The sequence below is a fragment of the Microcella indica genome (assembly GCF_013414345.1).
Lineage (GTDB): Bacteria > Actinomycetota > Actinomycetes > Actinomycetales > Microbacteriaceae > Microcella > Microcella indica.
The window spans coordinates 380,295-400,985 of sequence record NZ_CP058670.1 but is presented as its reverse complement, the minus strand read 5'-3'; the positions used below and the strand labels follow the sequence as shown (position 1 = coordinate 400,985).

Annotated in this window: 25 protein-coding genes; 16 read left to right on the top strand and 9 right to left on the bottom strand. The window is 68.0% G+C overall.

All coding sequences use genetic code 11. The features are described from left to right. Nucleotides 1–6 precede the first annotated feature (6 nt). The 5 genes from HUJ41_RS02015 to HUJ41_RS01995 all read left to right on the top strand — a co-directional run bounded on the left by HUJ41_RS02015 (nt 7) and on the right by HUJ41_RS01995 (nt 2,180). A complete protein-coding gene (locus HUJ41_RS02015) occupies nt 7–324 on the top strand; it encodes a DUF7882 family protein (RefSeq protein ID WP_179873132.1) in 318 nt (105 codons plus the stop codon). Further along, the gene (locus tag HUJ41_RS02010; protein ID WP_179873131.1) at nt 324–530 is read left to right on the top strand and encodes a hypothetical protein; all 207 of its coding nucleotides are present in this window, start codon (nt 324–326) and stop codon (nt 528–530) included. Before HUJ41_RS02015 ends, HUJ41_RS02010 begins: the two co-directional genes overlap by 1 nt. A 136-nt stretch (nt 531–666) precedes the next feature. Then, a complete protein-coding gene (locus HUJ41_RS02005) occupies nt 667–1,497 on the top strand; it encodes an SDR family oxidoreductase (protein ID WP_179873130.1) in 831 nt (276 codons plus the stop codon). A 43-nt stretch (nt 1,498–1,540) separates the two neighbouring features. Beyond that, on the top strand, nt 1,541–1,846 hold the full coding sequence (locus tag HUJ41_RS02000; protein ID WP_179873129.1) for a DUF7882 family protein: 306 nt from the start codon (nt 1,541–1,543) through the stop codon (nt 1,844–1,846). 76 nt (nt 1,847–1,922) lie between these two features. Next, nucleotides 1,923–2,180: a hypothetical protein gene (locus HUJ41_RS01995; RefSeq protein WP_179873128.1), complete on the top strand. Its 258-nt coding sequence runs from the start codon at nt 1,923–1,925 to the stop codon at nt 2,178–2,180. 12 nt (nt 2,181–2,192) lie between these two features. On the opposite strand, the gene HUJ41_RS01990 is transcribed toward HUJ41_RS01995, so the two are convergent. Then, nucleotides 2,193–3,485, bottom strand: coding sequence for an MFS transporter (locus HUJ41_RS01990; protein WP_179873127.1), 1,293 nt, complete (start codon nt 3,483–3,485; stop codon nt 2,193–2,195). Between the two features lie 87 nt (nt 3,486–3,572). Between HUJ41_RS01990 and HUJ41_RS01985 the strand changes: the two genes are divergently transcribed. The 8 genes from HUJ41_RS01985 (at nt 3,573) to vapC (ending at nt 11,299) form a co-directional block, all read left to right on the top strand. Continuing rightward, nucleotides 3,573–4,193: a TetR/AcrR family transcriptional regulator gene (locus HUJ41_RS01985; protein WP_179873126.1), complete on the top strand. Its 621-nt coding sequence runs from the start codon at nt 3,573–3,575 to the stop codon at nt 4,191–4,193. 29 nt (nt 4,194–4,222) lie between these two features. Beyond that, the gene (locus tag HUJ41_RS01980) at nt 4,223–6,631 is read left to right on the top strand and encodes a glycoside hydrolase family 3 protein (RefSeq protein ID WP_179873125.1); all 2,409 of its coding nucleotides are present in this window, start codon (nt 4,223–4,225) and stop codon (nt 6,629–6,631) included. Between the two features lie 56 nt (nt 6,632–6,687). After that, nucleotides 6,688–7,686 (top strand): LLM class flavin-dependent oxidoreductase, encoded by a 999-nt coding sequence (locus HUJ41_RS01975; protein WP_179873124.1) that lies wholly within the window; start codon nt 6,688–6,690, stop codon nt 7,684–7,686. Nucleotides 7,687–7,810: 124 nt separating this feature from the next. Next, entirely contained in the window at nt 7,811–8,353 is a 543-nt protein-coding gene (locus HUJ41_RS01970) for a PadR family transcriptional regulator (RefSeq protein WP_179873123.1), read from the top strand. Between the two features lie 76 nt (nt 8,354–8,429). Beyond that, on the top strand, nt 8,430–10,052 hold the full coding sequence (locus tag HUJ41_RS01965) for an ABC1 kinase family protein (RefSeq protein WP_179873825.1): 1,623 nt from the start codon (nt 8,430–8,432) through the stop codon (nt 10,050–10,052). A gap of 311 nt (nt 10,053–10,363) precedes the next feature. Next, nucleotides 10,364–10,504, top strand: a complete 141-nt coding sequence (locus HUJ41_RS01960) for a hypothetical protein (RefSeq protein WP_179873122.1) — start codon at nt 10,364–10,366, stop codon at nt 10,502–10,504. Nucleotides 10,505–10,691: 187 nt separating this feature from the next. Then, complete coding sequence (locus HUJ41_RS01955; RefSeq protein WP_179873121.1) at nt 10,692–10,892, top strand: type II toxin-antitoxin system VapB family antitoxin; 201 nt, start codon at nt 10,692–10,694, stop codon at nt 10,890–10,892. After that, nucleotides 10,889–11,299, top strand: a complete 411-nt coding sequence (gene vapC / locus HUJ41_RS01950; protein WP_179873120.1) for a type II toxin-antitoxin system VapC family toxin — start codon at nt 10,889–10,891, stop codon at nt 11,297–11,299. Before HUJ41_RS01955 ends, vapC begins: the two co-directional genes overlap by 4 nt. Nucleotides 11,300–11,350: 51 nt before the next feature. Here vapC and HUJ41_RS01945 read toward each other — a convergent pair whose 3' ends face one another. The 3 genes from HUJ41_RS01945 to HUJ41_RS01935 are packed head-to-tail and all read right to left on the bottom strand — an operon-like array spanning nt 11,351 to nt 13,373. Then, entirely contained in the window at nt 11,351–12,244 is an 894-nt protein-coding gene (locus HUJ41_RS01945; protein ID WP_179873119.1) for an SDR family oxidoreductase, read from the bottom strand. Nucleotides 12,245–12,249: 5 nt separating this feature from the next. Beyond that, nucleotides 12,250–12,729, bottom strand: a complete 480-nt coding sequence (locus HUJ41_RS01940) for a MarR family winged helix-turn-helix transcriptional regulator (protein ID WP_179873118.1) — start codon at nt 12,727–12,729, stop codon at nt 12,250–12,252. Next, on the bottom strand, nt 12,729–13,373 hold the full coding sequence (locus tag HUJ41_RS01935; protein ID WP_179873117.1) for an NAD(P)-dependent oxidoreductase: 645 nt from the start codon (nt 13,371–13,373) through the stop codon (nt 12,729–12,731). Before HUJ41_RS01935 ends, HUJ41_RS01940 begins: the two co-directional genes overlap by 1 nt. 138 nt (nt 13,374–13,511) lie before the next feature. Between HUJ41_RS01935 and HUJ41_RS01930 the strand changes: the two genes are divergently transcribed. Beyond that, entirely contained in the window at nt 13,512–14,069 is a 558-nt protein-coding gene (locus tag HUJ41_RS01930) for a hypothetical protein (protein ID WP_179873116.1), read from the top strand. A 692-nt stretch (nt 14,070–14,761) separates the two neighbouring features. Here the strand turns inward: HUJ41_RS01930 and HUJ41_RS01920 are convergent. Next, a complete protein-coding gene (locus HUJ41_RS01920) occupies nt 14,762–14,974 on the bottom strand; it encodes a beta propeller repeat protein (protein ID WP_179873114.1) in 213 nt (70 codons plus the stop codon). A 106-nt stretch (nt 14,975–15,080) separates the two neighbouring features. Between HUJ41_RS01920 and HUJ41_RS01915 the strand changes: the two genes are divergently transcribed. Then, nucleotides 15,081–16,246, top strand: a protein-coding gene (locus HUJ41_RS01915; protein WP_179873113.1) for an IS3 family transposase whose coding sequence is annotated in 2 segments (ribosomal slippage) — nt 15,081–15,365 and nt 15,368–16,246 — 1,164 coding nt in all. Because the reading frame shifts where the segments join, the coding sequence is not laid out codon by codon here. Nucleotides 16,247–16,265: 19 nt separating this feature from the next. Further along, nucleotides 16,266–17,027, top strand: a complete 762-nt coding sequence (locus HUJ41_RS01910) for a hypothetical protein (protein ID WP_179873112.1) — start codon at nt 16,266–16,268, stop codon at nt 17,025–17,027. Nucleotides 17,028–17,111: 84 nt separating this feature from the next. Here HUJ41_RS01910 and HUJ41_RS01905 read toward each other — a convergent pair whose 3' ends face one another. The 4 genes from HUJ41_RS01905 to HUJ41_RS01890 all read right to left on the bottom strand — a co-directional run bounded on the left by HUJ41_RS01905 (nt 17,112) and on the right by HUJ41_RS01890 (nt 20,617). Next, entirely contained in the window at nt 17,112–17,942 is an 831-nt protein-coding gene (locus tag HUJ41_RS01905) for a WD40/YVTN/BNR-like repeat-containing protein (protein ID WP_179873111.1), read from the bottom strand. Between the two features lie 23 nt (nt 17,943–17,965). Beyond that, a complete protein-coding gene (locus HUJ41_RS01900; RefSeq protein WP_179873110.1) occupies nt 17,966–18,553 on the bottom strand; it encodes a DUF305 domain-containing protein in 588 nt (195 codons plus the stop codon). 525 nt (nt 18,554–19,078) lie between these two features. Next, nucleotides 19,079–20,026 (bottom strand): alpha/beta fold hydrolase, encoded by a 948-nt coding sequence (locus HUJ41_RS01895; protein ID WP_179873109.1) that lies wholly within the window; start codon nt 20,024–20,026, stop codon nt 19,079–19,081. A 36-nt stretch (nt 20,027–20,062) separates the two neighbouring features. After that, nucleotides 20,063–20,617: a DUF305 domain-containing protein gene (locus tag HUJ41_RS01890; protein WP_179873824.1), complete on the bottom strand. Its 555-nt coding sequence runs from the start codon at nt 20,615–20,617 to the stop codon at nt 20,063–20,065. Between the last annotated feature and the right edge of the window lie 74 nt (nt 20,618–20,691).

Sequence of the window (20,691 nt, the reverse complement as noted above, 5' to 3'; positions counted from 1 at the left end):
GGCACCATGGGCACACTGACCTACGACTCGACGTTGTCGGCCGACTTCGATGACCGCACGCTTGCGCACCTGCAGATCGTGATCGGTGCGAAGCTGCGCCGCAACGAGGCGTTCTACTTCAGCTGGAAGGACGATGCCTCGATCGGCAACGGCCGCAGCGTGATCTGGGTGCACCCGACGATTCCGATCTCGTTCAAGTTCTTCGGCAGCCGGCCCCCGTCGATCAACCGCACCTGGGTCGACGACCTCATGCTCTCGGCCAACACTCCCGCGGGGCTCCACATCCTTCCCGAGCCGCCCGTGCCGAGCGAGGATGAGTCCTGATGCGCACGACCATCCACTACGACGGCAAAGAGTACGTCGTCGCCCGCCACGCGACGGAGCTTCAGGAGGAGATCGCCACGATTCTTGCGACGGGAGCGCCGGGCTGGTTGCGCGTGAACCACGGCCGAGGCCAATTGCAGAAGGCCGACATCCTCGTCGACCGCGGCGTTCCGATCGGCCTCGTCGACTCGAGCGATCCGGAGTGACCCGCTCTTCTGGGCCCCGCCCTTCCTGAGCGCCCGCTGTCAAGGGGGCCCGGAAATGTTGTCCCCCGAACGGGGGCCATGCCAGCGTAGACTCTGAGTGCTCGTCGAGTATCTCGAGGGTAGTCAGGAGCCCCGTATGGCAGAGCAAGAGCAACCCGGCACGACGACGGCGACCACGCCGACTCCCGACCACGGCGAGTCGAGCTACGTCGGCGCAGGCAAGCTGAACCGCCGACGCGCCCTGATCACGGGAGGCGACTCAGGCATCGGTCGCGCGGTGGCCATCGCGTTCGCACGCGAAGGGGCCGACGTCGCGATCGTCTACCTGCCCGAAGAGCAGGAGGACGCACGCGTCACGGCCGACCAGATCGAGGCGGCCGGGCGCAGGGCGACGCTCATCCCCGCTGATGTTCAGCAGGAGGACGCCTGCCGCATGATCATCGCGACGACGGTCGACGCCCTGGGCGGGCTCGATATCCTCGTCATCAACGCGGCGTACCAGCAGTTCCGCGAGAGTTTCGACGCCATCACGACCGAGGAGTTCGACCGCGTCTTCCGCACCAACCTGTATTCGCTCATGTGGCTTACGCGCGAAGCTCTGCCGCACCTCGGCGAGGGTTCGAGCATCATCACGACGTCGTCGATCCAGGCGGCGAATCCTTCGGCGGGCCTCGTCGACTACGCGATGACCAAGGCGGCGCAGGTCGCGTTCACGAGCGCACTCGCCGATGACCTGGGCCCACGCGGCATCCGTGTCAACGCCGTCGCTCCCGGCCCGATCTGGACTCCGCTCATTCCTGCTACAGACTGGCCGGAGGGAAAGCTGGAGGAGTTCGGGCAGGACACGCCGCTCGGCCGCGCCGGTCAACCGGCGGAGCTCGCGGCGACGTACGTTCTGCTCGCCTCGGACGGCGGCTCGTATATCTCGGGAGCTGTCGTGCCCGTCACCGGGGGCAAGCACTTGTGAGCTGCGGCGGTCGCACTCACCGAATGTCAGGGGGATCGGAATCATGGGGACACTGCGGTACGAGATGGACGAGTTCTCCTTTGACGACCGCGTGCTCGCGCACGTGCAGATCGTCATCAGCACGAAGCTCCGGCGTGGCGAGAACTTCTTCCTGACCTGGTCGCTGCCATCGTCGGCAGGCAGCGGTCGCCACGCGCTGTGGATCGATAACGGCGTGCCGATCCACATCAGCTACTCGGGATCGCGCGCACCCGCCATCAACCGCGAGTGGGTCGAGTCGCTCATCCTGTCCTCCGCAACCGGCGGAGTTCACCTGAGCGAGGAGCCTCCCGAGCACGAGGACGGCTAGCCGTTCACCGTCGAAAAAGCAAGGTGTGTCCCTCGTCAGGCTGACGGGTTAGCGTGGCCCGCGGACGGAGGCATCCATGACGACAGTGACACTGACGATCAACGAGCACCGCATCCCCCTGCGGGACGACATCGATGTCGCGGCGCTCACCGAAGAGATAGTCGAGGCGGTCCGCGGCGGCGGGAATTTCATCCACGTGGACGACACGCGCGGCCAGAGTTTCGAGGTGCTCGTGACGCCGCACTCGCGGGCGATGATCACGCAGTCAGAACCGATACTGGACATGGTGCCGCCCGAGAACGGGTGGGCTCAGAGCCTCGAGCTCGACTTCTGACGACGGTGCGCCTCACCGCACGGAGCGAATCGGCAGAACGGCGATCGCCCCGAGCACGCTGAGCACCATCGCGAAGGGGAAGAGTGCGGCGAACCCGAACAGCAGCACGATGCTGCCCGCGACTGCGGGGGCCAGGGTCTGCGGCAGCGTTGCGGCGATGTTGACGACCCCGAGGTCCTTGCCGTGGGCGTGCTCGCTCGGCAGCACCTGCGAGACAAGGGCCGTGTCGACGGCCTGGAAGGCGCCGAAGCCGAGCCCGGCGAGCACGGAGAAGGCGATCATGCCTTCGAGAGTGGGCCACACCCACGGCACGATGAGGGCGGCGCCCACGAGCAGCGACGAGGCGACGACAAAGGGCTTGCGACGCCCGACTCGGTCGCTCCACGGGCCCGAGATGGCGATCGAGAGCACGATGGCGGGCAGACCGGCCGCGGTCACGAGCGGCACGAGGCCGACGGCGTCGTCGCCGAGCCCGATGTAGTCCTGCAGCAAGTAGAGCAGGTAGCCGGAGACGGCGAAGTACCCCGTGTACAGCAGCAGTCTGCCGGTGAACGCCCAGAAGAAGTCGGGGTGGGCGATGGGGTTGACCCAGAAGGTCGAGAGGAAGCTGCGCACGTGGAACGGCGGCGCCGGTTCGCCACGGTTGTCCGGGTCGGGGTTGGCGATCACGAAGCTCGTGAGCACGACGATCGCGAACCCCGCGAGCAGCAGGTAGGCGACGGGGATGCTCTCGGCGAGGCTCGAGGCGAGGATCGCCCCGCCGATGGCGCCGAGCATCGTCATCGAGCCGATGACGGCGGCGAAGGTGCCACGCACGGCGGCGGGCACGCGGTCGGGCAGGATCGCCGTGAAGGGCCCTTGCACGATGTTGAAGGAGATCTGCACGAGCACCCAGCACAGCGTGATGAGCATGAGGGAGCTCGAGAACCCGAGTGCGATCAGGGCAAGCCCGCCTATGAGCGCTCCTCCGACGAGGTAGGGGGCGCGGCGGCCGTAGCGTGTGCGCGTGCGGTCGCTGATGCGCCCCGCGATGGGCTGGGCCACCATCGCGGCGAAGGCTCCGATCGTCGTCACGAGGGCGAGGTTGGCGACCTTCGCCGCCGGGTCGATGTCTTCTACCTGGAGGGGAAGCAGAATCGTGGGGATCGCTCCCCACAGCACGTATATGCTGAGCGTGCCGGGCAGGAACCACAGCAGCAGGCGCCGCAGGGGGCCCTGGATGCCCGGCCGCGCGGTGCCCGTCGCCGCGGGCGCTTCCTGCTCGGGCCCGACCGACTCAGGGCCCGTGTTCGTCGTCGACGTCATCGTCTCGCTCACTCTCGTCGCGCACCGTCGCGCTGCCAAAACAGTATGGGATGCGGTTTTCGCGCGCAAGCGCTAGCATCGCCCACCATGAGCACCCGCGGCCCCTACGCGAAGGGCGTCGAGCGACGCCGCGAGATTCTCGACGCCGCCCTGCGCGTCATCGCGGCCGAGGGCTACGCCGGGGCGACGGTCGCCGCAATCGCGGACGCCGTGCAGATGAGCTCCAACGGGCTCCTGCACTATTTCGCGTCGAAGGACGAGCTGCTCGTCGAGGCGTTGCGTCGGCGGGACGAGCTCGACAGCGGCGGCGTCGACGAGCACGCGCTCGCAGCCTCTCTCGACGACCATGACCCGACCCTCGACGAGCTCGCGGAGCCACTGCTCGCGGTCGTGCGCCGCAACGCCGAGAGCGCAGGCCTCGTGCGGCTCTTCGCCCACCTCGCCACCGAGGGCGTCGACGACGGCCACGCGGCCCACGACTTCTTCGCCGAGCGCTACGCGCGGCTACGGCGGATGCTCGCCACCGCCGTCGCGCGCCTGCAACAGTCCGGCAGCGTGCGCGCCGATGTCGAGCCCGAGCAGGCCGCCGCGCTCGTGCTCGCTGCCATCGACGGTCTGCAGGCCCAGTGGCTGTACGACGACAGCGTCGACATGCCCGCCCACCTGTCGGCGCTGCTGCGCCTGCTCAGCACCCCCGAATCACGCTGAGCACCACCGACCAGCACTGAGGAGCGCCCGTGACGACCGACCACTCCACCGATCACGACGTGAGCGAGCTGAGCCTGGCCGAGCAGGTCTCGCTGCTGAGCGGAGCCGACTTCTGGCGCACCCGCGCGCTGCCCGAGCGGGGCATCCCGCAGGCGATGCTCAGCGATGGGCCGCACGGTATTCGCGCGCAACCCGAGGGCGGTGACCATCTCGGGCTCGTGAGCAGCACGCCCAGCACGTGCTTCCCGACCGCTGTCACAACCGCCGCGAGCTGGAACCCCGCCCTGCTCGAGGAGCTCGGTGCCGCCGTGGGCCGCGAGGCGCGCGCCCTCGGCGTCGACGTCGTTCTCGGGCCGGGACTGAACCTCAAGCGCCACCCGCTGTGTGGGCGCAACTTCGAGTACTCGAGCGAGGACCCCCTGCTGGCCGGCACGTTCGCGGCGGCGTCGGTGCGCGGCATCCAGACCACGGGCGTCGGTGCGTGCCTCAAGCACTTCGCCGTCAACAATCAGGAGCACCGCCGCTTCGTCATTGACGCGATCGTCGACGAGCGCACCCTGCGCGAGCTGTACCTGCGCGGCTTCGAGCGCGCCGTGAAGCAGTCCTCCCCCGCGACCGTGATGGCCGCCTACAACCTCGTGAACGGGGAGCACGCGACCGATTCGCGCGAGCTGCTCACGACGATCCTGCGCTCGGAGTGGGGCTTCGAGGGGCTCGTCATGAGCGATTGGGGGGCCGAGGCGGATCGCGTCGCGGGCATCGCGGCGGGCATGGACCTCGAGATGCCCGGCGGAGCCGGCACCGAGCCGCTCGTGCACGCCGCCGTGGACGAGCGGCGGCTCAGCATCGTGGATGTGGCGCGCAGCGCCGGCCGCGTCGCCGCCCTCGCCCGTCGCGCCGAGCGAGCGCGCACCGCGGCCCCGATCGAGACGATGGATGCCCTGCTCGAGCCGCACGACGCCCTAGCGCGCCGCGCCGCCGCCACGAGCGCCGTGGTGCTGCGCAACGAGGGCGCTCTGCCCCTCGCGCGCGACAGTCGGATCGCCCTCATCGGCGCCTTCGCCGAGTCGCCGCGCTACCAGGGCAGCGGCAGCTCGCTCGTCACGCCGACCCGTCTCACCACTGCGCGCGAGGCATTCGCGACGGCGGGCGTCGACGTGACGTACGCCCCCGGGTACGACCTCGGCGCCAGTCCCGCGGGCTCGGAAACCGACGCGGTCCTCCTCGCGGAGGCGGTCGCGGCGGCACGCGATGCGGAGGTCGCCGTGCTCATGGTCGGCCTCCCGCCGACCGCCGAGAGCGAGGGCTTCGACCGCGACACACTCGAGCTGTCCGAGCAGCACAACGCCCTCGTGCGCGCGGTCGCGGGGGTCGCCCGCCGCACGGTCGTCGTGCTGAGCCTCGGCTCGCCCGTCGCGCTGCCGTGGCGCGACGAGGTCGACGCGATCGTCGTCGCCCACCTCGGCGGTCAGGCATCGGGCGGCGCGGTCGCCGACCTGCTGCTCGGCGAGGTCGAGCCGGCCGGGCGCCTCACCGAGACGTGGTTCGCGAGCCTCGACGACATCGCCGCCGACCCGTACTTTCCCGGCGGCCCCCACCAGGTGCAGTACCGCGAGGGTCTCTTCGTCGGCTACCGGCACGCGACGACCGCGGGCGTGGCAGTGCAGTACCCGTTCGGCCACGGACTCGGCTACGGCAGCACGGCGTGGTCGAGCGCGATCGCCTCGAGCGACGCCCTCGCGCCAGGCGGCAGCCTCACGGTCGCCGTGGAGGTCGAGAACACGGGCGACCGCGCGCGCAGCGACGTCGTGCAGGTGTACGCGCACGACCGCAGCGACGTCGTGCTGCGCCCGCGCCGCGAGCTCGTCGGCTTCGCGCACGTGACCCTCGCACCCGGCGAGCGCCGCCGGGTCGAGGTCGAGGTGCGCGCCGACGACCTCGCGTTCTGGGATGTGCGCCGGCACGACTGGGCCCTGCCCCGCGGGGAGGTCGACCTGGAGGTCGGCCGCTCGGTGGAGCGCATCGAGGCGACGCTCGCGGTGCGGCTCGAGGGCGACGCGGTCGACTCGGTGGAGCCGCCGAGCACCCCGGCGGTGGCGGCAGGCGACGCCTCGTTCTCCGCTCGGCTGGGGCGCAGCATCCCGGCCCCGAAGGCCGACCGCCCGTTCACGCGGGATTCCACGATCGGCGACCTGAGCGCGACCCTCGTGGGCCGCGGGCTGCGCGCGGGCCTGCGCCGGGCAATGCCGGTGAGCGACGCCGACCGCGCCGACCCGGCGACGATCGCGATGCTCGAGCGCTCCGTCGACGAGCTGCCGGTGCGCGGCCTCGCGCAGATGTCGGGCGGCCGCGTCGCCTGGAAGCACGTGGATGCCGTGCTCGCCTTCGCGAACCGGCAACCGGTTGCGGGGCTGCGGGCATTGCTCTCGCGGCGCTGAGCCACTGCCACGGACCCGGTCAGCAAGCACCTGCGAACCCGTGCCACGATGACTCCGTGACCGAGCCCCTCCCCCTCTCCGTCCTTGACCTCGCCCCGACCCGCACGGGCGCCCCCGTGCGCGAGGCGCTTGCGGAGACGGTCGCGGTCGCGAAGGAGGCCGAGCGCAGCGGATATCGGCGGGTCTGGTACGCCGAGCACCACAACATGGCGGCGATCGCGTCGAGCGCGACGGCCGTGCTCATCGCGCACGTCGCCGCGCACACGTCGACGATTCGTCTCGGCTCGGGCGGCGTCATGCTGCCCAACCACGCCCCGCTCGTGATCGCCGAGCAGTTCGGCACGCTCGCCGAGCTGCACCCGGGCCGCATCGACCTCGGTCTGGGCCGCGCGCCCGGCACCGACCAGGTGACCCTGCGCGCGCTGCGTCGCACGCCCGAATCGGCGGAATCCTTCCCCGCCGACGTCATCGAGCTCGGCCACTACCTCGGTGACGAGCTGCCGGTGAGCGGCGTCAACGCGTACCCCGGCCGCGGCACGCGCGTGCCGCGCTACATCCTCGGCTCGAGCATGTTCGGCGCCGACCTGGCGGCGAAGCTGGGCCTTCCGTTCGCCTTCGCCTCGCACTTCGCTCCGGATGCCCTGCACGCGGCCCTGGCCCACTATACGAGCCGCTTCACCCCGAGCGACGAGCTCGCGACGCCGCACGCCATGGCGGCCATCAACGTCGTCGCCGCGGAGTCGGAAGAGTCGGCAGCCACTCAGCTCGAGGCCGTGCAGCGCGAGCGCGTGCGCCGGTTCCTCAGCCGCGGGCGCGAGCGCGAGTTCACCGAGGAGGAGTCGCACGTGCTCGTGGACACCCCCGCGGGCCGGCAGATTCTCGCGATGGGCCGCTACACCGCGTCGGGCTCTCCGACCGCGGTCACCCAGCAGCTCGCCGCCTTCGCCGCCGACTGCGGCGCTCACGAGCTCATCACCGTGCACGCGGCGATGAGCCTCGAGCAGCGCCTCGCCTCGCTGCGCCTCACTGCCGAGGCGTGGGCGTCCCGCGACTGACCCGACGGAGGACACGCGCGCACAGCGCGCGCTCGACCAGCACCGAGCCCAGTCTCAGCGTGGTGGCGTTGACTGTGGTCAAGACCGCGACCGTCGGCCTTTCCCCGCAGACGAAGGATTCCGCATGCGCAGCGCCACGAACCCCCGATTCGACCTCTGGGAGGCCATGGAGGGCCTGCGCGAGCAGTTCGGCCCCCACATGGAGGCGATGATGGGGCACGCCGACATCCGCTCCGCAGTGCTCGTCTCCCTTATCGACGGCCCGAAGAACGGTCACCAGGTCATGCAGGCGATCGGCGACCGGATGCCCGGCTCGCGCACCCCGAGCGCCGGCACCGTCTACCCGATGCTGCAGCAGCTCACCGACGAGGGTCTCGTGAGCAGCGAGCAGCACGACGAGCGTCGGGTGTACTCCCTCACCGAGGCCGGGCACGCGGTCGCAGCCGAGGCCTCCGAGAGCAGGCACGACACGGGTCGCGATCACGGCTGGGAGTCGCGCATGCCCCGCTTCGGTGAGCACTCGCGCGCACTGCCGAAGGCGGGCGTGAAGCTCGCGCAGGCCGCCTCGCAGGTCGCGCAGAGCGGCACGGTGGAGCAGCAGGAGCGCGCGGCGAAGCTTCTCGACGAGACGCGTCGAGCGCTCTACGCGATCCTCGCCGAGGGCTGAGCGCGTGACGTCTGCCCGCGGCGCGCTCGAGGCGCCGCCGGCCGATCGTGCCTCGCGCGCACGCTACCGCCGCATCATGCGCTTCGCGGCGCGCGCTCTCGCGCAGGCGTGGTGGTTCGAGCTCGTGCTGCCGCGGTTCGGGCTCGCGCGGTTCGCGGCGCGGGGCCGCATCCGGCGTCTGCAGAAGCTCGCCCGGCGCTTCCACGCGCTGGCCACCGACCTGGGCGGGCTCATGATCAAGGTCGGGCAGTTCCTGTCGTCGCGCCTCGACGTGCTGCCGCCGGAGATCACGCGCGAGCTCGAGGGGCTGCAGGACGAGGTGGCTCCTGAGTCGTTCGCGAGCATCGTCGCGCAGGCCGAGCGCGAGCTGGGCATCCCGCTCGATCGGGCGTATGCGCACTTCGAGAGCGAGCCGATCGCGGCCGCGTCCCTCGGGCAGGCGCACCGCGCGCGCCTGACGCCCGCGCTCGCCGCCGACCTGGGTTTCGAGAACGTCGTCGTGAAAGTACTGCGGCCCGGCATCGAGCAGATCGTCGAGGTCGATCTGGCCGCTCTGCGCCGTGTTGCCCGCTGGCTCTCGCGTGTGAAGCTCGTCAACCGGCGCGCGGACGCGCCCGCGCTCATCGAGGAGTTCGCGACGACGAGCCTGGAGGAGATCGACTACGTGCACGAGGCGGGCAACGCCGAGCGCTTCGCCGAGATCTTCGCCGACGATCCGCGCGTCGGGGCGCCGGTGATCGTGTGGGAGCGCAGTGCACGCCGCGTGCTGACGCTCGCCGACGTGACAGCGATCAAGATCACCGATGTCGGCGCGCTGCAGGCGGCGGGCCTCGACCCGGATGCCGTTGCCGCCGAGCTGGCGCGGGCGACGTTCGAGCAGATCTTCGTCGCCGGGTTCTTTCACGCCGACCCGCACCCGGGCAACATCTTCGTGACCCCGAGCGCCGAGCATGGCTTCACGATCACCTACATCGACTTCGGCATGATGGGCGAGATCACCGACGAGCTGCGCGACGGCCTGCAGCAGTTCATCTTCGCCGTCGCCTCGCGCGACGCCCGCGGCTGGGTGGTGGCGACGCAGCGCCTCGGCGTGCTGCTGCCCTCGGCCGACACTGTCGAGCTCGAGCGCGCCGTCACGGCCCTGTTCGACCGCTTCGGCGGGATGGGTGTCGCCGAACTCACGGCGCTCGACCCGCGCGAGCTGCAGCAGTTCGCCCTGCAGTTCAGCGAGCTTGTGCGCACCCTGCCGTTCCAGCTGCCAGAGAGCTTCCTGCTGCTCATCCGCACCGTCTCGCTCATCTCGGGCGTCACGAGCGCCCTCAACCGCGACTTCAACATGTGGGACGCCGTCGACCCCTTCGCCCGCACCCTCCTGCGCGGCGGCGGCACGTCGACAGCGCGCAGCGTCGGCCGCGAGGCGGTCGCCATCCTCTTGGCGCTCGCGCGCCTCCCCCAACGAGTGGATGCTCTCGCCACGCGCCTCGACCGCGGCGAGCTCGCGGTGCGCAGTCCGGAAGTCGAGCAGCGCCTGCGCGTCCTCGACGGCAGCGTGCGCCGCGCCACCTCGGCGATCCTCTTCACGGCGCTGCTGCTCGCCGGGGTGATCCTGCGCCCGAACGATGAGGTGCTCAGCTGGGTGCTCATCGGAGCCTCAGCGCTGCCCCTCCTCCACGCCGTGGCGCCCTGGCGCCTGCGGTAGGGTCGCGCTACGGCCCTCGCGCGGGTACCCGGCACCCTCGATGATCGAGTCGCCCGTCTCGTACACCTGCACACCGGTCGGGTAGATGTCGGCGTAGTGGGTGATCGTTCCCGCCGTGACGACGGCGACCGTCTCGTCGCGCCAACGGCGCCGGTGTCGCTCATATTAGCGACCGCGAGCATCGCACCCCTTCGGGACGCTTCCATAACTTCGGAACGTCGCGAACCATGTTCACGAAGTTCCGCAATCCTGGAAGCCTGCTCGGCGACCCTCCCCGAGAGCGCCAGCGCACCGACCTCTAGGCTGGACGCATGAGCGATGACGACGACCGGCCCGTGGGGTTCCTCGGCCGCCTCCGCTCGGCGACGCCAATCGCGTGGTTGCTCATCGTCGGTCTCGTGGGCGTGACCGCGAGCGGCGCGACGCTGCTCGTCATCCTGCTAGGCAGCTAGCGCACGACGTCGACGTCGAGTCGTCCACAGGTACGCGGCGGCGCCGAGACCCCACTGTTGCGCGACCGTTCGCCACGCGCTCGTGTGGGGGTCACTACGTTCTGAGGAATGGCTGGGTTGTCGAGGGGGCCTCGTCGCTCACGACGGTCAACCCGCGCTGTGTAGACTCATGTGTAAGGAGGCAACGATGGCGACGAACTTGGCACTGGATCCCGAGCTTCTCGATCGTGCGCTCGCGGTGAGCGGTCAAGCCACTAAGAAGGCTGCCGTGACTCTCGCCCTGCAAGAGTTCATCGCCAGGCGAGAACAGCTCGGCCTTCTCGACCTCGTCGGCACCCTGGAGTGGGACGACTCCTTCGACTACAAGGCGGAACGCGCGCGGGCATGACCGTGCTCGTCGACACCAGCGTGTGGTCGCTCGCACTTCGTCGCGACCGCCCGACGAACAGCCCCGCCGTTGCGGGGCTGAGGACCGCGCTCGAGTCAGACCTGGTCGTGACGACGGGCCTCATCGTGCAGGAGCTTCTTCAAGGGTTTCTGCCCGAGCGCACCCAGTCCGAGATACGCCGACGCTTCCGCGCGCTCCCTGCCATGCAGCCGACGCGCGACGACCACATCGCGGCTGCCGAACTGCGCAACTCGTGTCGCCGCGCCGGAGTGCAGCTCGGCACCATCGACGCCCTCATCGCGCAACTGTGCATCACCCACGACCTCGAATTGCTCAGCACAGATCGCGACTTCGAGCACGCTTCCCACCACTGCAAGCTTCGGCTGTGGAACGGCAGCGACTCGTAACCCTCATCGGAGGCCGAGCTGCGCGACGCTGCTCGTCGTTCTGCTGGGCAGCTAGCGCGCGCTCGCCGAGCGATCCCCCTCAGGCGGCATCCACGCCGCGCGCTCCCTGTGCGCGAACTGCGCGAAGTTCGTCGCAGGCGCTCCCGTGATGCGGCGGATCGCACGGTTGGGCAAGGCGGAGACGCGCAGTCGCACGACCTTGTAGATCATGGACTGCACCTCGATGTAGTCCTCGGGCGCGCCGCGCTCGCGCAGCAGCTCGGTGTACTGCGCGGGGCTCGGCCGCGTGTAGCGGATGGGTCGCCCGAGCTCAGCGGTGAGAGCCCTCGCGACGTCGTCGTAGGTCAGCGACTGCTCGCCGGAGAGCGTGTAAGCCCTGCCGAGGTGCCCGGGCTCGGTCAGCACGTGCGCGGAGACCCGACCAATGTCGTCGGTGTCGATGAAGGCCGTACGTGCGCGCGCCGCGGGCACGGCGATCTCGTCGCGGTCGCGGATGTCGCCCGCGTAGGTGGTCGACAGGTTCTGCATGAAGAAGTTCGGGCGCAGGAAGGTGAACGGCGCCTTCCGCGCGCGCAGGTGCTTCTCGACCGCGTGGTGCGGGGTCGCTCGGTTGACCTGCACGCCCTGCAGGGAAAGGAAGACGATGTGCCGCACGCCGTGCTCGAGCGCGAAGTCGACGAACGGCAGGAGGTGCTGCTGCACGTCGCCGATCGCGGGCGGGCGTAGCAGGAAGACGCGGTCGACTCCGGCGAGCGCCGCCTCCCATCCGGCGGGGTTCTCGAAGTCGAACGCGCGCGCCTCGCTGCCGGGCACGAGCCCGGGGTCAGCCAGGTCGCGCAGCGCCGACACGACGGGCTCGCCGCGCTCTAGCAGGTGCCTCACCACGGCCGCGCCGACATTGCCGGTCGCGCCGGTGACGAGCACGGCGCCGGCAGTGTCGGCCACGCCGCTCACCGCTCCTCCGCGATCGTCACGGCGGCGAGGATGCGGTCGAGCTCGAGAATGTCGTGCGTGCTGAGCCCGGCGAACGCGGGCGCGACGGCCTCGACGTACTCGCGTTCGAGTCCGGAGATCTCGCGCCGAGCATCCTCACTGAGCCTGATGACCCGCCCGCGCTTGTCGCCTTCGCTCACCTCGCTCGTGACCAGGCCGGCGGCGCGCAGCGTGTCGACGGTCTGCGTGACGGCGCCGCTCGTGATGCCGAGCCGATGCGCGAGTTCGGCGACGCGCGCGCCGTCGCGGCGGGCGAGCGCGAAGAGCAGATTCATGGATGCTCGGCCGAGCCCGCGCTCCTGAAACGGGTACGCGCCCCGCGCCGTGACCTCACGCGTGACGACGGCGATGCGCTCGATGACGCGCGCGAGCGATGCCACACGTGCGTCGGTGGTACCAGTGTCCGAGTCGGAGTCGGTGCTGCTCGCGTCGGTCACTACTTGCTCACGAACGGGAGCTCGTGCACGAACTGGACGTCGTCGAGCTGCGTGAGGATGAAGCGCGCGAGGTCGGCGCGGGCGATCTGCGTGCTCGCGTTGACGCCCACCCACCCGACGCGATAGCTGCCGGTCGCAGGCGCGTCGGTGAGGCGCGGGCCACGCACGGCCGTCCAGTCGAGGCCGCTCCCGCGCAGCACCGCGAGGTGCGCGATCGCGTCATCGAGCACGGCCGGCGAGAGCCGCCTCAGCAGCCACCGGATAATCCTGTCGGGCACTTTCGGCTGGTCGTGCTCCTCGGCGGGCAGGCCGCCTCCCGAGAGCGAGATGATGCGCCGGATGCCCTGCTCGGCCATCGCGTCGACGATCGCCTGCGTGCCCTCCGTCTGCAGGGTGGGCGGCGAACCCTTCACCTGACCGAAGACGCTCACCACGGCGTCGGAGCCGCGCACGGTCTCGCGCACGGCGTCGCCCTCGCGCACGTCGCCCGCGACGACGGTGAGCCGCTCGTGCGCGTCGAGCGCCTCGGGGCGGCGCGCGAGGGCGCGCACCGAGTGCCCGGCCTCGAGCGCCTGAGCGAGAACGTGGCGGCCGGTCTTGCCGGTCGCGCCGAAGAGGGCGAGAGCGCGAGGGGTCGTCGTCATGCCGATCCTTTAGCACCTAAAGTACTTTGCACCTGCTGCGTAGTGAGACTCTGTGACGGTGGTCAGGCCCCGCCGCTACTGTGGGCGACCCTGCACAGCGGCGATCCTCGCCCTGCGGACCCACGACGAGGAGCAACCATGGCGAAGTCCACCAAGAACAGCAAGGCGACCAAGGCCGCGCTCGATGCGGCAGCAGAGTCTGCGAAGGACGCGAAGAAGCTCGCAAAGACCCTCCCAAAGAAGGACGCCAAGAAGATGCGCTCGCTCGCCGACGAGGCGAAGGACGCATCGTCGGCGCCGAAGAAGGCCATCAAGCGAGACCCGAAGAAGGTGGTGGGCAGGGCCATCGGTGCGATCGCGGCCATCGCCGCGGCGGCCGGGAAGGCCAAAGGCAAGGCGCAGATCCGCCGCGCCCCTGCACCCGTCGAGAGCCGCGGCGACAAGGACGTCGCGAAGCGAGCGAGCGCGAAGGCGTCGGTGAACGCCGAGGCCGAGAAGGTGCGGACCGCCGAGAAGACGACGGCGAAGAAGCCTGCACCAAAGCGGGCCGTGAAGGCCGAATCAACGCCCGCGCCGAAGCCCGACGATCTGTCGTCCCTGACGGTCGCGCAGTTGAAGGAGCGTGCGCGGAAGGAAGGGCACTCGGGCTACTCGCGGTACACCAAGGCCCAGCTGGTCGACCTGCTCTCACGCTGACGCGCCCGAGCACGACGCCGAGGAAACTCGCACGGTGCCCCTGGAGGGACTCGATCCCCACCGTGCCGCCTCGACGCCGCTTCGCGGCGCCGCGGACTGCCCGGCGTGGGCCCACGTAGGGTTCTCGAAGCTTCCACCGATACTGATGTGAAGAGCCGACCCTTCGGGGCCGGCTCTTCGCATCAGTGCACCTGCTACAGGTTTACTCGAACCCCTCACGAGGGGTCGTCTCACCTCGAGAACTGCTCTTCCGCTCGACACCCCGCGAGCACGAGGATGTCAGCCCGGAACCACGACGGCGAGCCCGCCAATTACGAGCGAACGAAGTAGAGGCCGTCGTCAATCGCTATCGCGCGGCCCGCAACAGTCGAACCGTTGCGAAGGAGTTCCAGCTCTCCCGTACTACAGTCGCGCGCATCCTCAAGGACCACGGCATTGACGCATCACGCAGGATGACTGAATCCGATAACTCCAAAGCCGCTGAGCTCTACGAACGGGGTCAATCGAGTTCCGCGATCGGCAAACAACTGGGTTACGACAACCACACGATCCTGAGGGCGCTGCGTCGCCGCGGAGTAACGATCAGGCCGGCTGCCAATCGAAGGTAAGGGCGATGCTTCTCATGAATCACCCGGATCGACAGCAGTCGCTGCTCCACGTGGGGTGCGGCGCACTGCCGCACCCCACGCAAGTCAGAACTCGGTGATCACGGCCCAGGTGGCTCCACGATCTTCAGACCGATGCACGCCCTCGATCCCGGCCACGACGATCGAGCCGTCGCTGCCAACCGCCAGGGCATCCGAGAGGGGTGGTGCCAACCCAATCGACGCCCACGTGACACCGTCGGGGCTGGTGTGAACATAGCCGTCGACGTCGGTTCCGACGAGGAATGCCTCAGTTGACACGTCTGCCGGGCTCGACGCGATCAGAACCAAGAGCGGTGGGGGCTGCTGCACGGTTAGGTGACACCTGATCTGTGGTGCCGGAAGGTGCCGCTGGGAGGATGTCATCATGCCCAAGCCCTATCCCCGTGAGTTCCGCGACGATGTCGTAGCCGTCGCCCGACGCCGTGAAGATGGTGTGACCCTGAAACGGGTCGCGGCCGACTTCGGCATCAGCGAGACCTGTCTGCAGAACTGGCTGCGCCAAGCCGACGTCGAAGAATCCCGCCGTCCAGGAGTCACCGCGACCGAGGCCGGTGAGCTGCGTGAACTGCGTAAGCGGAACCGTCTGCTGGAGCAGGAGAACGAGGTGCTGCGCCGAGCGGCCGCCTATTTGTCGCAGGCGAACCTGCCGGCAAAATGATGTACCCGCTCGTCCGCGAGCTGGCCGCCGACGGGATCCCCGTCGCGGTGACGTGTCGGGTGCTGAAGATCGCACGGCAACCGTTCTATCGGTGGCTACGACAGCCGATCACCTCCACCGAGTGGACTCAAGCTCACCTGGTCAACGCGATCATCGACGCCCACGCCGACGACCCCGAGTTCGGGTATCGCCTCATCGCCGACGAGGTGCGAGATGCCGGCTTCGCGGTCTCGGAACGCACCGTGTGGCGCCGATGCTCCGAAAATCGGGTGTGGTCGGTGTTCGGCAAGAAGCGCAACGGGAAAGCAGGCAGGCCCGGCCCGCCCGTGTTCGACGACCACGTCCTGCGCGACTTCACCGCCGATGCACCCAACCGGCTGTGGCTAGTGGACATCACCGAACATCGCACGAGGCAGAACAAGCTCTACCTCTGCGCGATCAAAGATGTCTTCAGCAACCGCATCGTGGGCTACGCCATGGACTCCCGCATGAAGGCCTCACTGGCCGTACGAGCGTTGGAGAACGCCGTCGCCCGGCGCGGCAAAGTCGCTGGCTGCATCGTCCACTCGGATCGAGGATCGCAATTTCGATCCAGGAAATTCGCCCTCACCCTGCGCCGCCACAACCTCATCGGATCGATGGGTCGCGTCGGAGCTGCCGGCGACAACGCAGCCATGGAGAGCTTCTTCAGCCTGCTGCAGAACAACGTCCTCAACCGCCGCTCCTGGGCAACCCGTGACGACCTGCGCATCGCGATCATCACCTGGATCGAGAGGACCTATCACCGGCGACGCCGACAAGCGCGCCTGGGTCGATTGACACCGATCGAGTTCGAGACAATCATGACCAACACCGTGGCCCTCGCGGCCTAACCGAAACTGTCACCTATCCGTGCAGCAGCCCCGAGCCGACTACATCAAGGGATGGCTCAAGCTACTCCGAGACCCCTTTGAGCTGTACCGCGCGGCAAGCAATGACATGCGCAGGGAGCTCAACCAGGCGATCTTCACGCGCGTCTTCGTCGTTGATCAGGACCGCGCAGAATCCGAGCTACATGAGCACGTTCGCCTGCTGATCGAGGCACAAACGGAATGGGCGGCATCGTTTGGTCTTGGAATCGACACCTCGTCGAACAAGAAAGACGCCGAAGCGTCGTCGAGTATCGAATCAACCGAAGGCAGCTTGCGAGAACCCATGGACTTGGCTCTGGGTTCTAGTAAGCAATCTTTGGTGCACCTGCTACAGGTTTACTCGAACCCCTCTCGCTCTGCTCCCTCACCTCAAGAACTGCTCTTCCGCTCGACAGCTAATGAGCACCAGGATGCTCGCCCCGAACCACGTCGGCGAGCCCGCCAACTTCGAACGCACGAAGCCGAGGCCGTTGTCAGTCGCTACCGCGAGGTCCGCAACATTCGAACCGTCGCTGCAGAGCTACAGCTCTCTCGGTCAACTGTTGCTCGCATCCTCAATGAACACGGCGTCGACACAACGCGCAGCATGACCACAGCCGAGATCTCCGAGGCGGCCGAACTTTACGAGCAGGGGCTGTCAAGTGGAGTGATCGGCAAGCAGCTGGGATTCGACAATCACACGATCTTGAGGGCCCTGCGTCGGCGTGGAGTACCCATCAGGCCGGCTGCCCACCGGAAGTGAGAATGCGGCTTCACACGCGCAATTGGACTAGACACCGTTCGCTGGTGCACGTGGGGTGCGGCGCTCTGCCGCACCCCACGCAGTTCAGAATTCCGCCATCATCGTCCAGGTCGCTCCGCGATCTTCAGACCTGTGTACGCCCTCGATTCCGGCCACGACGATCGAGCCATCGTTGCCAACGGCCAGGGCATCCGTGAGGGGTGGTGCCAGCCCGAGCGGCGTCCACGTCACCCCGTCGGGGCTGGTGTGAACGTAGCCGTCAACGTCGATTCCGACCAGGAATGCCTCGGTTGACACGTCTGCCGGGCTGGACGCGATCAGAACCAAGAGCGGAGCACTGTCCGTTGCGGTGAACGTCATGCCGTCGTCGGTGCTGACGAGGAGACCCTGCTCCGTCGTTGCGTAGAGACTCTCGGCGTTCGCATCCCAGCTGAGGGAGCGCGCGCCGATTGGCATTCCTGCCGCCCAACTCTGCGCACCGTCCCGACTGACCATGACCTGACCTGTGGCCGAGTCGATGCCGGCCAACGCCATCCCGTCAGACGACTGCGCGATCGTCATGCTGTGAAAATCTACTTCCCCGAGAAGGGAGATTGGCGCGAACTCCCCAGTCGGCACGCTGAGTTCATAGACGCCGATGTTCGGCGGCAGATTCTCGTCGGGTGCCGGGTGGCCGGAGAAGTAGATGGTGTCGCCGAAGCGCGCCATCCCCATCACATCGCCTGCCCATTGACCAATGCGTTCGACCGAACCGTCCGCTGCCACGCTGAGGACTCCTTCATGCGTCGCGACGTAGGCACTTCCGCGCTGCAGGTCGTAGTCCACCGCGTGCACGTGCGACACGACGATGGGGGTCTCCGTCGTGGGGGAAGTGCATCCCGCCAGACCGACGGAAAGGGCGGCGGCCGCTGTCACGGCCGCCACTCCTATCCGCCGCATCAGGAGTCGAGCATCGAGCGCATCAGCTCGATCTCCGCCGTTTGGCTGGCGATGATGTTCTCCGCCAGCTCGCGCACGCCGGGGTGCTCGCCATCAGCCAGAACATCATCGGCCATCTCAATGGCACCCTCGTGGTGCACGATCATCTGCTCGAGGAACAGGTCCCCTGCTTCAGGCCCGCTGGCGTCCTCAAGTGCCTGCATGTCCTCCTCGGTCATGCCTGCCATGCCGTCCATTCCACCCATGCCGCCGTGATCCATTCCGTCCATGCTGTCGCTCATGGCAGGCATGCCCCAGTCATCGAGCCACTGCTTCATCTGCTCGATCTCGGGGCCCTGGGCAGCCTTGATCTGCTCAGCCAGCTCTGCGACTTCAGGCTCTACGCCCGACTTGGAAAGCAACACGTCGCTCATCTCGATGGCTCCTTCGTGGTGCGGAATCATCATCTGGACAAACATGACGTCTGCCATGTTGGCGCCGGAACTCTCGGACGGCTCTGTGGTGGTCGAGCATGCAGCGAGCCCGACCATGCTGATGAGGGCGAGTGCACCCGCCGCGAGCGCGCGGGTGCGGAATGACTTCTTCATTTTTGTGCTTCTTTCGTCAGTGTTGGATGTTCGGGTCGCAGTGATGACGGCGTGACTACGCAGTCATCAGGCGGCGAATCACTGACGGTTGATGCAGAGTTCTGAGAGTTCCGGAGGGCGCGAGTCCGCAAGTCGACGAGGTGTGCTGTCCAGTGTCGATACGCTCGGGGCCACGACGCCAAAGCGGAGAGCCACCAGTGGGAGAACCAGGCTGACGACCACGATGAGCACCATAAACACGCATGCCATCAGGAGCGCGGCATGATCGCCGGCACAATCCGCGCACGGAGCATCCGGACCCTGTGACGCAGTGGCGTCAGAGTGCGGAGCGACAGTGTCAGCGTGGTTGTGCTCCACAGGCACGGCAGAAGCCGCGACTGAGCTCGCTGCAACGGTCGAATGACCGGCGGGGGTCGAACCATGAGCGCCCATGGCGACGCCGACGACCGCGAATATCACGATCAGCAGCACGTAGCCGAAGCGCCGAAGCATCTGTCATACCTCCAGGGGGTATTTTCTCACACCTCAGGAATCCGATGCACCGTGTTCGCTGAGAACGGCGCGCACGATCGATGCACAGCCGATCGGGTCGCTGAGCGGCGCGCGATGTCCGCCTAGTCGGCGTGTGGCCGAAATGTTCGTAAACCGCGCGGCGAGCTCGTCAGCACGACCGGGAACGGGGACTGGGTCCTTGTCGCCGTCGACCAGCCGCACCGGGACATTCCGCGCCGCCAGGACGTCAAGTGCGTCAGTCCACCCTGGGTCGCGCACGAGCGAGTCGAAGCCTGCGATGTAGCCCGGCCAGGTGTGTTCGACGGAGTCCCGGGCGATCGCGACAGGCAGTCGGGGGCTGATGGCGACTGCAACGCCGCGTGCCACGGTGCGGTTGTCGCACATCCAGTGGCACACTCTTTCGGCCAGCGGGCCTTGCGAGAGCAGCGCCTCGAACCAGCCCATATGCCGGATGCGGCCGTTGGCCTCCACAGCTGAACGATACAAGGGAGCATCGAAAGCCACGACTGCACGCGTAGGTGCGTGTCTCGCGCCCGCCCGGATCGCCAGGGATGCGCCCATAGAGTGGCCGACAAAAACGACGGGCTGAGTATGCAAGTCGAGAGCCCGCAGCACTGCGAGCACCGCATCGACGTGCACCCTCGCATCGACAATCTCCTGAAGTGCCGGATGGCGGATTGAGGCACCGAATCCGATCGGGTCAATGGCTACGACGCGCGCGTTCTGTCCGAGCACGTCATATGACTTGCCCCAGAATCGCTCACTCGAGGCGAGGCCCGCGAGCAGCACAACGACCGCCTCGCCGGTTCCAAACACGCGCACCCCGAGGCCCGCGACCTGGGTGCGCTGGCCGGTGCCCTGTCGCCACCGCCGAACTTCAGGAGAATGCGCGTGAAGGCTCGACCATACGAGCGGCGGAGCTGCGAGGGCCGCTGTACCCACGACGTGCCACACGTTCATGATCGTGGAGCGTAGCCAGCAAGCGCGAGCTGTGCACTAGAGGTTTGCAAGGAGACGCTCCATCTCGGCGATCTCAATGGTCTGCTGCTCAATGATGGCTCGAGCGAGCGCGACGGCTTCGGGGTACTTGCCCCCCTCAACTTCGACCTGGGCCATCTCTACTGCGCCTTTGTGGTGCACGATCATTCCTTCCAGGAACAGCCGGGCAGCCTCAACACCCTGTGCGTCCTCCAGGGCCATCATGTCTGTTTCGCTCATCATGCCGCTCGTCATCATGGCGTGACCGCCATGGCCTCCCGCCATAGACGGCGCATCCCATTCCTTGAGCCATGCATTCATCTGATTGATCTCGGGCTGCTGGGTTGCTTCAATCCGGGCTGCGAGCTCTTGAACCTCAGCGGGGAGTCCCTCCTTGGCCAGAATGACTTCTGCCATCTCCAGGGCCCCCACATGGTGGGGAATCATGTTCGAGGCGAAGGCTACGTCTCGATCGTTGAATGGTTCGGCTCGGTTCGTCCAAGTGAGCGCTCCTGCGAGACTTATTCCAAGAATCGCAACGATCCCGGAAATGATTGCTATACGTTTTTTCACTGTCACCCTCCTTCCACTTTCGTGGGCATTAGCACTCGACTTGAAAACAAGTCGAGGCGTCGCAATGGCTGAAC